Source organism: uncultured Bacteroides sp., assembly GCF_947632445.1.
Taxonomy (GTDB): Bacteria; Bacteroidota; Bacteroidia; order Bacteroidales; family Bacteroidaceae; genus Bacteroides.
This window is the reverse complement of record NZ_CANRPM010000030.1, coordinates 23,520-35,237: the sequence shown is the minus strand read 5'-3', so window position 1 is coordinate 35,237 and position 11,718 is coordinate 23,520. Positions and strand designations below refer to the sequence as shown.

Annotated in this window: 9 protein-coding genes and 2 pseudogenes; 8 read left to right on the top strand and 3 right to left on the bottom strand. The window is 40.3% G+C overall.

What is annotated here, in order from left to right; all coding sequences use genetic code 11:
• The 8 genes and pseudogenes from Q0Z70_RS07710 to Q0Z70_RS07675 form a co-directional block, all read left to right on the top strand.
• Positions 1 to 987, top strand: a 987-nt coding sequence (locus tag Q0Z70_RS07710) for a DUF3387 domain-containing protein (RefSeq protein ID WP_298073515.1), incomplete at its 5' end; no start/stop codon positions are given.
• A 148-nt stretch (positions 988 to 1,135) separates the two neighbouring features.
• Positions 1,136 to 1,549: pseudogene (locus Q0Z70_RS07705) on the top strand (BRO family protein); the annotation flags it as partial.
• A 38-nt stretch (positions 1,550 to 1,587) separates the two neighbouring features.
• A pseudogene (locus Q0Z70_RS07700) lies at positions 1,588 to 1,788 on the top strand (transposase); the annotation flags it as partial.
• Between the two features lie 497 nt (positions 1,789 to 2,285).
• On the top strand, positions 2,286 to 3,128 hold the full coding sequence (locus tag Q0Z70_RS07695; RefSeq protein WP_298073514.1) for a vWA domain-containing protein: 843 nt from the start codon (positions 2,286 to 2,288) through the stop codon (positions 3,126 to 3,128).
• Positions 3,129 to 3,138: 10 nt separating this feature from the next.
• On the top strand, positions 3,139 to 4,197 hold the full coding sequence (locus Q0Z70_RS07690; protein WP_298073513.1) for a protein phosphatase 2C domain-containing protein: 1,059 nt from the start codon (positions 3,139 to 3,141) through the stop codon (positions 4,195 to 4,197).
• An 8-nt stretch (positions 4,198 to 4,205) separates the two neighbouring features.
• On the top strand, positions 4,206 to 5,282 hold the full coding sequence (locus Q0Z70_RS07685) for an AarF/UbiB family protein (RefSeq protein WP_298073512.1): 1,077 nt from the start codon (positions 4,206 to 4,208) through the stop codon (positions 5,280 to 5,282).
• Positions 5,283 to 6,896, top strand: a complete 1,614-nt coding sequence (locus tag Q0Z70_RS07680) for a serine/threonine-protein kinase (protein WP_298073511.1) — start codon at positions 5,283 to 5,285, stop codon at positions 6,894 to 6,896.
• Between the two features lie 2 nt (positions 6,897 to 6,898).
• Complete coding sequence (locus Q0Z70_RS07675) at positions 6,899 to 8,356, top strand: DUF4407 domain-containing protein (RefSeq protein WP_298073510.1); 1,458 nt, start codon at positions 6,899 to 6,901, stop codon at positions 8,354 to 8,356.
• A gap of 191 nt (positions 8,357 to 8,547) precedes the next feature.
• Here the strand turns inward: Q0Z70_RS07675 and Q0Z70_RS07670 are convergent, their stop codons facing one another.
• Genes Q0Z70_RS07670 through ftsA form a run of 3 tightly spaced genes read right to left on the bottom strand, consistent with a single transcriptional unit; the run spans position 8,548 to position 11,713 of the window.
• Complete coding sequence (locus Q0Z70_RS07670) at positions 8,548 to 8,997, bottom strand: GatB/YqeY domain-containing protein (RefSeq protein WP_298073509.1); 450 nt, start codon at positions 8,995 to 8,997, stop codon at positions 8,548 to 8,550.
• 34 nt (positions 8,998 to 9,031) lie between these two features.
• A complete protein-coding gene (ftsZ, locus tag Q0Z70_RS07665) occupies positions 9,032 to 10,345 on the bottom strand; it encodes a cell division protein FtsZ (RefSeq protein WP_298073508.1) in 1,314 nt (437 codons plus the stop codon).
• 21 nt (positions 10,346 to 10,366) lie between these two features.
• A complete protein-coding gene (gene ftsA / locus Q0Z70_RS07660) occupies positions 10,367 to 11,713 on the bottom strand; it encodes a cell division protein FtsA (RefSeq protein WP_298073507.1) in 1,347 nt (448 codons plus the stop codon).
• Positions 11,714 to 11,718 lie beyond the last annotated feature (5 nt).

The window sequence follows — 11,718 nt, the reverse complement described above, 5'->3', positions numbered from 1 at the left end:
CGGCTGTCAGGGCTGGTATTTGACCGGTTCTTCGGGAACAATGACCTTGCCAGACTTCAATTCATTCAGGAAGCAGCGGAATATATCCTTGCCAACAGCGTGGAACGAAAAGGAGAAATTTCATTCCTCAAACTTTTCAAGGAACACGTCAAACGGCTGCGCTCGGCTTACAACATCTGTAACCCTGCCGGCATCTTAAGCGATAAAGAAGTATCGTGGAGCCAGTGTTTTATGGGAATCTGCTCTTACGTGAACAAAATGACCGCTACCGAACACGATACGAACAGCATGAACCGACATGTAGAGCAAATGGTTCAGGAAGCAATCTTTGCAAGCGGTGTGGAACGGGTTATGAATGAAGGCATTGAGGAAAACATTTTCAGCGACTCGTTCATCAAGGAGGTCGATGAAATAAAGATGCCGTTCACCAAGTTCCAAATTTTGTGCAAACTTGTGGCTAAGGTCATCAGAGCCTACAGCCGGATAAACAAAATTCAAGCCGAACATTTCCAGAAGATGCTTGAAGAGACGATCAATGCCTACAATACGCGCGATAACCTCACTTTCACAAACGAGGTAACGCAAAATGTGGTAAATGATGTGGTTGATATCGTTTCCTATAAAATCAACTCTTTATCAAACAGACTGGTCAATATATTTAGGGAACTTAAAGCCGATAGCGAAAAATTCAAGGAGTTGGGGATTACCTTTGAAGAGAAGGCTTTTTTCGATGTGCTTGTCGAGGTTAGAGACAAACATCAGTTTGAATATGCCAATGAACGGTGCATCGAATTGGCAAAGAAAATCAAAGCACTGATAGACGACACCGCCGTCTATGCCGACTGGCTGAATAATGATAATTTGAAAAGCAAACTCGCCAACCAACTCACCTATGTTCTCTACAAAGAGGGCTATCCGCCTCAATGGGACGAAGAGGTATTCCTGAAAGTACTGAAGCAGGTGAAGAATTACAAGAAGAATAGTTAAGCAGAATACGTATGGATTTCTTTAATCGTAAAAAATACACAAAAGAAGATATTCAATATCTTATAGATTCCAATGTGGAGGAGTCTGTCTATGTAGTACGAATTCCGAGAAGTTATAATGCGCCACATTTGAGTTCGGATAAAGATAAATTATTGGAATAATGATGAACAAAATATCCATTCGATTTTATAATGACCGAGAAGTACGGGCTATATGGGACGAGGAACATTCCAAATGGTGGTTCTCTGTGCTGGATATTATAGGAGTTCTGAATGATCAGGACGACTATCAAAAGAATCGCAATTATTGGAAATATCTAAAAACCAAGCTCAAAAAAGAAAATGCTGAACTGGTTAGTGTTACTAACCAGTTAAAACTTACTGCTCCAGATGGCAAGCGACGTTTATCTGATACTCTTGACTTTAATGGAGTTATACTATTGGCAAAGTCTTTTCCGAATACGAAGGCTGCAAGATTTGTCGAATGGTTTACCAACAGTGATGAAACGATTGACGGCAAAAGCAAATCGAAGGCGTATGCACTTTTTGGAAGCAATCTAATCAATAATATGGATTTGATGATTAGCGAAAATTGTTATAACTACTCCTCAGGAAACGGGCCATTATCGAAACCGTCAATGACGAACTCAAGAATATAGTATAAATGGAACATTCAAAGCACAGAGCCTTTGATAATTTTATTGTCAACATTTTGAGTGCAATCACTGCATACTGCTACTTTCCAAAGAAACCGAGTGTCAAGGTTAAGAGGACTATTGATACACAGCTTGCCTTATTCTGAATTCGTCGAACTCACGTTAGTATAAGCTAATTTTATCTAAAATCACACTCATGCGCTGCCAAAATTGTGGTAATTGAGAAAAATTGAGTAGCTTTACAATCGGTTCCACGCCGAAGATGATTTCATCTATGATGGTTGATCGGTTGGGTGGGACTACATACAGACATAAGCGTTTTCTGGACGCTTTGGTTTTGACGCTCTAAGAATCTCGCACGTTCGAACAGTTTGTCAAAAACAAAGCAACGGGAACGCCCTTGGGATGTTTATACACTTCCTCTTTGATGCTTTTGACTGAAGGAGCTGTCAGAGTCGGGGATTTGATATATTCATCGGCGTGGGGCTTTCGGCGTTGCTCGTTTCGACAAACTGGGCAATGCGAGAGCCTTTAGAGCGTGAAGCGAGTGACAGACTGGCTCCACGTTTTTTGTTTGCGTGTAACGTCGTTAAAATTGTAATCCTCTGCTGATAGGGGCCAAGGCAGAACATTTTATTGTAATATGGCAAAGAATGACAAACAATGGAGCTCTGCAACCCCTGGTCTGCTGATTATTTTGTTAGATCAGTCAGGATCAATGATGAGTAACTATGAAGACACAACACGTACCAAGTTCGCAACGCTTGCCGTCAATAAGGTTATTGACAACATCATCCAGAAAAATTTCGATGGTGACGCCCCTAAAAATCGCTGCTTTATCTCTGTGATTGGGTATAATCACAATGTTAAAGAACTATGTTCTGGTTGGCTTAAAGACCTGGATGCAAATCCATTGAGGTATGAAACCCTCAAAAAGAAAACTCCTGATGGCACAGGTGGACTTGTTGAAGTTGAGGTGAAGCAACCTGTATGGGTGGAACCCATTGACAAAGATGGAGCCACAAATATGCTTGGCGCTTTCCAATTAGCAAAGGACTTAGTTGAAAAATGGATGGCTGATAATGTAGATGGTCCTGCACCTGTTATTATTAACATCTCAGACGGTGTTCCTTATTACGAAGGGAAAGACCCAAAAAATTGCATGAGAGAAACAGTTTCATTGGCAAATGAGATAATGGAGCTTTCAAACAATGATGGAAATGTGTTAATCTTTAATGCACAGATAGACGAGTCAAATGGTAAAGTCGTATTTCCATCTAACAGGTCTGACATTTCCCAAGAGCAGGCTCAATTTTTATACGACATTACAAGTGAAGTCCCTGAATCTTACAAAGCTGCAGCTAAAAAGAATGATTTGCCAACAAAAGACGGTTGCCGTGGCTGCATCTTTGGTGCAGATGGAGTTCAATTAATTCAACTCATAGACTTTGGTTCTTCCAAAGGTCAAGGCGATAAAGGATTATAATTGGTAATATATGGTTATACGTGCTTTTATAACTCACAAGCAAGCTGAATCATTTGCAGATTGCCAAGACAGGTTTGGTGTTAATCCAGACACCAAATCTATCGCAGTATCTGACGGTATGGGATCGACGTGGCAACAAAAAATTTGGGCAGAACTCTTAGTCGATACATTCACTAAACGCAAAGACTGGAATCCCACTAAAGAATCAATAAAACCACTTTGTCAAGAATGGCGCAATAGAGTTGATGACTTTATTCAGAACTTAAAGGATAAGGGTGCTCCTGAAAATAGGATTTATCGTAACGAACGAAATTTAGCAGATGGTCGTTCCGCAGGAGCAACGTTTGTTGGCATTCGCTTTAATGGTAATGATTGGAACGGGTCTGTTCTTGGAGATTCATGCTTAATAGAATGGGATGGGAACGAAGTGAAGTTTAATACTTCACAAGCTTCCCAAACCTTTGACAGCTATCCTGATTACTTCGATAGCGATGCATCGAAAGAAGGAAAAGGTGAACCCAAAAACATAGGAGGTACTCTGACAGAAGGTAAATATTTACTGTTAGTATCTGACCCATTTTCAGAATTTCTATCAGAACATAACAAACAAGGCAATATTGCCAAGCATGTTCAACGATTGTTGTCACTGTCTTCACATGATGATTTTGAGACATTGGTTTGCGAATGGAGAAACAATGGAATGCACAATGATGACACCACATTGGTAATTGTTGAAAATGACAAATCCGAGAATCTCACAATCGAATATGCAGACAAAATTGAAGAAATGGAATCATCTCAAATTTCTGCCAACCATGCGATAGAGAATGCAAAGACTCCCCAAGAGAATCCATCTCAGGAAAAAGATGAAGCCGTTAAGAATTTTGATGTTGTCCAAAACAATATGGAAGACATTAAAAAAGAGTTCTTGACAGAATTTCAACAGTTTCTCCCAAAGAGATTTCCTAAACAAAAGGTCAAGTTGAAATACAAGTGGACTCAAAAAGTTGTAGAAGAAGTATTGAATTTTCTTTTTGAAAGATATTATGTGACAAAGAAAAAGAAATAGAATCTGCCATGCCATTACCTACCATCCCCATTTATAGTACGTGTATAAAAACACCTGCATTGGTTCATCCATCAGTACTGAAAGATGGGCATCCTATAGAAAAAGGTGCTCGGCTTATCAAATATTCAGGTGGCTTTTGCGTGGTGTTCCCATATCAGACCCCTTCTAAGAAGTATGCTGTACGATGTTGGCATGCAGAAGTCTCTGAAGCAAAGCGCAGAACTCAAGTTATAGCGGATGCATTGAAGAAGTCTAATTTGCCCTATTTCGTAGGATTTGATTTCTTCGAAGAAGGTATAATGACTCCATTGGGGATACAACCAATAGTTGTAATGGACTGGGTGGATGCACAATCTTTAAAGAAGTTCTTGGCTGAACATATTACAGAATCCAATGTCATCAATGAAATTGCAGAGAATTTCAAGAAGATGGTAGCCGATTTACATGCGAAACATTTTTCTCATGGTGACTTACAACACGGAAACGTCATGGTCAAACCTGACCATTCATTGGTTTTGGTAGACTATGACTCCATGTATGTCCCAGGACTAAAAGGTATGCCAGATGAGATTAAAGGATTGGTTGGGTATCAGCATGAAGCAAGATGGAAAAACGAACAAGTTTCTGAAAAGGCTGACTATTTCTCCGAGTTAGTCATATATCTCAGTCTAAAAGCTCTTACCAAAATGTCTTCTTTGTGGAATGATTTGAACATGGAGAACACAGAAACTCTCCTGTTTTCTGGAGAAGATATACAGTCAAGAGGTTCTTCCAAGATATTCAGTCGGCTGAAAAACGATCCTGAATTAACCCCACTTGTCGATAAGCTATGCGAGTTTATGGACAAGTCGTCAATTGAAGACCTTACGCCATTAGAGGAAGCCATAGTATCGCAAAGTGAAAGCATCTCATCCAAATGGAAAGGTGGAAATGGCCACAAAGTCACGACTAAAAAAGGCGAGATAGATGATCCTGATAAAATTGCAGGAAAATGGGGAGCAAGAAAAGGATATGTAAAACCTAATAAAGACGAGTATGAAAAACTTTCATTCTCAATATCTGACAAATTTAAGAAACCGGAATAAATGCCTACAATACCCAATATAAGAACTTCCGTTGAGAACAAAGACGTTCTTGTTCTAGATAATCACGCAAAAAATGGCACTTTTGAAAGAGATGCCAAAGGTCGGCTTATTGCGTACACAGGAGGCTTCTCTGTTGTTTTTCCATATAAAACCGCTAATAGAGAAAAGTGGGCTTTTCGTTGTTGGCATTCTGATATCAAGAATTCAAAGAAACGTTACGAAACCATTTCTGACGCAATCAAAAAAGCGAAATTAAGTTTCCTGTGTGAGTTTCAGTACATCGACAAAGGTATCAATGTGGAGGGCAATATCTATCCCACAACCAGAATGCGATGGATTGACGGCATTACGATCAAGGATTATATCTGTCAAAACCGAAATTCCAAAGGCCTGTTAATTGCACTTGCTAACAATTTCCTCAAAATGACACAAGCGCTTCATTCTCGGTCATTGGCACATGGAGATTTGCAGCATGGGAACATTCTTGTTGACAAGAATCATCAGCTTTATCTTGTTGATTATGACTCTTTTTATTGCCCACGGTTGAAAGGGGAGGCTGACACGGTGACAGGTCTTGCTGATTATCAACATCCTGCCCGAATAAACAACAAATCTGTCTCTGAGAAATTAGATTATTTCTCGGAACTGATAATATATCTTAGCATTCTCGCCATTGCAGAAGCCCCCTTTCTGGCAGATAAGTATAAGGTTGCAGATGCCGACCGTCTCCTTTTCTCTAAAGAAGACTTTATAGACATAAAGAATGCACCAATATACAAAGACATCTACTCTCTTGGGAATGAATTCCCCGAAATGTTAGCAGTGTTAGAAGATTATCTTGGTCATAGGAGCATTGATGAATTGGCTCCTTTCGGGTCTTGTCTGTTACAACAAAAGGTTTCTTTCACTGCCTCAACGTCCAAAGCCGCACGCAATACCCAATCCATCGAATTGGACTGGAATGTTCCTTTTGATGCCGAGATCATCCTCAGCAAGGGGAGAGGCACAAAAGTTCAACAATGTAAGAAACATGGAACGTTTATCACAAGTCTTTCAGAAAGTACGACCTTTGAATTGTCAATAAAGACATCCGATGGACAAGCGATAACGAAAGAAGTCTCGATTGAAGTATTCGACGAATGCGAAATAGAATTCACTGCTGACAAATACTATATATTTCCGACGATACCCGTCAAACTCTCATGGAAGGTTAAGAATGCCAAGAAGGTTTGGTTAGATGATGAAGAAATACAACCTTTTGGAACAAAAATTATAGAACCAAAGAAAGCAATGGTGTGTGTCTTGTCGGCAGAAGATGAATTTGGGAAGAAGGAAAAGCAGATTGAAATAGGAATGCTGCCCATTCCACAAGTAAAAACATTGCTCGTACCAACTCCTGACATCATCAACAACATGTCTTTAACAATAAAACAACCTAAATACCACGTAAGCGTATCTTTTCCCAATATAAAAATTGGAATGATGAATACAGAAATACCCAAAGTCCCTTCTCTAAAGGATATAGGGATAAATGTAGAGCTGTCACCTCCACTTCCACGATTTAGCTTAAAACAATCAATTCAAAACATATTCAATCATATAACAAAAAAGTAACAATGGAAGCAAACAATATATCTAACAACAAAGAAGAGAAAATTGAATGGGGAGGTTGGCTTAACGAGTTTTTGTGGATTTGCGCAGGCGCAAATCGTGAAGTTTTGAGGCAATGTCCAACGGATTATGCTAAATATGCAGGAATTGGAGGTACTATTCTGTTTACAGCTCTGATGGCAATGCTATCGGGAGGGTATGCATTATATTCTGTTTTCTATAACGGATATTCTGCTTTCTTCTTTGGTGTCTTTTGGGGGTTGCTAATATTTAACTTAGATAGATTCATAGTAAATACCATGTATTCAGATGGTAAGGTTACAATAAGTTGGAGAGAATTCTATTCTGGTTTGCCAAGAATTATTATGGCTATATTTTGGGGTATAGTCATATCAACACCGCTGGAACTGAAAATTTTTGAGGATGCAATTGATATTAGGATTGAACAGGACAAAGATGATTTAGTAGCTGCAAAAATAAGTGCTACGGTACATGAAAGGGATTCTATTTCTCAAAAGCGTGATGACATTTTGAATGGTGTAACCATGTTTGATTCCCAAATTACAACAAGTAGTGCTGTAACAAATTCTTTGTTGTCGGATATACATGATTTGCAGACACAAAAAGATGGTGTCGAAACTATAATAAATAGCCTAGACGCTCAAATTAATCCTTTAAGGAATCAACTTAGCAAGATGGATCCTGGAAATTCTGATTCTATACGAAACGACATAATTGGCAGATTGAGTTCCCTCCAGGGTAAAAAAACTAATGCCGTAGCACAAAAAAACATTTTGTCTGCTGCAATTAGACGCAAACAAGGTGAAGTAGCTGCTTCGGACGCTAACCTTAGAGATTTGATGAATATAAAGCAGAGTGAAACCACAAAAGAATGTGCCAGATTGCAAAGTGCTGTTGACTCGTTAAATAGAATTATTAATGAGGCAAATGTTCGACATGAAGGATGGTCTGAAAGAGAAATTAAGGAAAGGGGGTCTTTTAGAGATAAACTGGATGTTGAATATAAAGGATTCCAAGCTAAAATGACAGCCTTCTCTGAACTAAAAGATGAGAGTCAAGCAACCTACATCACATCTTTGTTTATAATGTTGCTGTTTATAATAATAGAAACAGCCCCCACATTCTTCAAGATGATGATTGCATCGGGGCCATATGATGATCTATTAAGAGCCGAAATGCATCGTGTTAAAGTTTTATCTGAAAAACGGATTTCAGACGTAAATGATGAAGTTAACACCGCTGTTCAAATTTCGGTGGAAAAGAATAAGGGGAAATTGGAAGCCGAACTTGCCGCGAATAAGCTCGTGATGGAAAAGTTGGCTACAGCTCAAGCTGGGCTAATAGAAAAAGCCATTGAGGACTGGCGGGAAAAGGAACTTCAAAAAATAAAAAATAATCCTGAAGAGTATATCAAAACCAATACTCCCCAAAATCGTGATTAATCATCTTTTCAAGATTGACAACAAAACGAACAAATCCACTGATTTTCAGTGTTAATGTCGATTGTCAGTGGGGTAATTGTTCCCAAAATGAGCCCCACAAATCATTTTGGGAACAGTATCGTTATTTTCGTTCGAATCCTATACGAGATCCTAAACGAAGATAATGGGTTTCACTTTACTTGGAAGAAGAATTATCCTAACAATTCTTTCACTTTAGCAGAAATAACACGGCCTTCAGCCAATCCTGCCAATTTCTTGCTGGCTACACTCATCACCTTACCCATATCTTTACCACCGGTTGCACCCACTTCGGCAATGATTTCTTTCAGGGCTGCTTCCAATTCTTCAGGGCTCATTTGTTTCGGCAGATAAGCTTCCATAACTTTTACCTGTGCCAATTCACTGTCAGCCAAATCCTGACGTCCTTGTTGTACATAGATTTCGGCAGCATCCTTGCCCTGTTTTACTAACTTTTGAATGATTTTCAAAGCAGCATCATCCGGCAGAACATCATTAGCGCCCGGAGCTGTTTTGGCTTCCAAAAACACTTTCTTAATATTTCTCAGAGTATCAAGGGCCACTTTGTCCTTGGCCTTCATTGCGGTTTTAATGTCTTCACTGACTTTCTCAAATAGATCCATTGTATCAATATAAAATTTAATTAATTAATCGGAATTACACAAAGCTGATAATCCCTCCATCTTCCGTGCCACCGGCCTCTTGAGCAGCTTGCCGGTTTTGTTCCTCAGCCTTAGCTTTGATCGCATTCAGCGTAGTTTTATCACGCAAATAAGTCGGCGAATTTTCCACCATTTCCACCACTTCCGCATTATCTAAATCTTCAGGAGAGAAAATATAAAGATGACGACGGCGTGTCCGTTTTGCACGGTTATTCGCATCTTTTCCATAGTAGATCTCCCGGCGTGTACGACGCTGTTCTTCCTCTTCCTCCAGCTCGGCCAAGCGCTGCTGTTCTTCAGCACTACGTTGGCTCAGACGAGCGTCCATTTCCTGCATGTGAATATCCTGAATGCCGAAGCCCGTCGCAAGGAGAGTGATCTTTACACGTTCGCCCAATTCCTTATCCACCACCATGCCGAATTTTGTTTCAAAATCACGATTAAAGCGATTCATGAAATCCTTTATTTCATCCATCTCACTCATCATCAATTCATGATCTGGGCTATAGGAAATATTAAGCAGTACCTTTTTTGAGTTGAAAATATCATTGTTATTAAGCAGAGGTGAATGTTGAGCATTTTTAATAGCTTCACTCACACGATTCTCCCCCTCACCATATCCGGTACTCATAATAGCTACACCGCCGTCTTTCATCACGGTTTTTACATCATTAAAGTCAAGGTTAATAACCCCTCGCATCGTAATGATTTCAGCAATGCTCTTGGCTGCGATCAGTAGCGTGTCGTTGGCCTTGGCAAAAGCACTGGTTACAGAAAGGTCTGAATAGATTTCACCTAATTTCTCATTATTGATAACCAGCAAGGCATCTACATGACGACTTATTTCCTCCACACCATCCAAAGCCTGGTCGATTTTTTTGTCACCTTCCCAACGGAAAGGAATAGTGACAATACCTACGGTCAGGATGTCCATCTCCTTGGCGATGCGAGCGATAGTCGGCGCAGCTCCAGTACCTGTTCCTCCACCCATACCAGCCGTGATAAAAACCATCTTCGTACCGTCATTCAGCATATTCTTTACTTCCTCAATACTTTCTTCGGTAGCTTCTTTAGCCTTATTCGGGCGATTACCCGCTCCCAGTCCTTCGTGTCCCAACTGAAGTTTTACAGGGACGGGGGATTCTTCAAGAGCTTTACGATCGGTGTTACACACCACGAAAGCTACATCGTGGATACCTTCACGATACATGTGGTTAACGGCATTACCGCCTCCTCCACCCACTCCGATGACTTTGATAATTTTCGGTGAATCGGTAGCGAAACCAAAATCTTTAATTATATCGTCCATATACTTTCTTGCTTTTAATGGTTACATTTTCTCATCGTCAAACAAATCTTTGACAAAATTTTCAACTTTGCTCTTAAGCCAAGTGCCTTTCTTATTCCCGTTCCTACTTTCGGATCCTTCCGTTTTTTCTGATGTAGTCTCTTCCACTTGTTCTTCCGTTTTACCAACATCAATAGTTTTAGCTGGCTCAGATTGTACTAGAACAGGCTGCGGCTCTTTTTGCAGACAACAGTTATCCTTACCCGCAATGAGCAAGGCCAAAAGGGTATTCTGTGTTCCGTTTTTCTTGATTTGCTCATTATAGCCACGGATCGTTTCCTGAACAGAAGAAGCAATTCTAATTTTACTTACCTTACAAACCTTAAGCATCGCGTCCTCAATATTACGTAGATTGGAAGTGCCTCCAGTCAGCACAATACCGGCTAAAAGCTTGTCTTCATAACCGGAAAGCTGAAGTTGATTCCAAACATTAGCCAAAATTTCTTCTGTACGTGCAGCAACAATCTCATTCAAGTCAGCAAGAGGAATACTCCGTCCATCTTCTGTAGTACATGCAGCCGGTGTTTCCGCCTCTTCGTCCTCCTTGTAGAGAGCATCTCCATAGCTGAGCTTTAGCTTCTCGGCCTCTTCATCTTCCATTTTCAAAGTGGCGATGTCACGGGTGATGTTGTTACCCCCTAAAGGAATTACACTAAGATAACGTAAGATATTATTCTTATATACCATAACTGTAGTGGTGTCTGCACCCAAATCAATAAGAGCACACCCTGAACGAAGTTCATTCTCCGTCAAGACAGCTTGAGCCAAAGCAGTAGGAGCCGTAAGCAGGTCAGTGAGTTCAATCTTGGCTTGTTCAAAACTTAACTCAAGATTTTTCTTGAGTGAAGAGCGAGCCATGATATTAAGGAATTGTCCGGTTATAGATTTACCAGTAACGCCTACAGGATCGGCATAAAGATTATTGTCTATCTTGTATTCTTGTGGCGCCACGTCGAGAATATCCATGTCGACGATGGGACAAGCCAAGTTTTCGTCACAAAGGGTATCAATGAGTTCCTGCGAAATGACTTCCGTTTCGGGTGTGCGGCTCACGACATTTTTGACAGTACGTAAAGACTGCCCACCAATACCAGCATAGACTTTCGCAATAGGGCTTTTGAGTTGATCTTCCAGTCGGTTAATGATAGTAGTCAATGCCTGTGCAGCTTTACCAATGTTATAAACAGCCCCTTTGCGCACAAAAGAGAATGCCTCCTCAGTGGCATAGGCCAACACCTGAATGCTTCCGTCACTATTCCTGCGTCCGGCAATACCGGAAATCTTAGAAGAACTGAGCTCAATGGCTGCGATGAATTCTGTTGTTGCCATATATA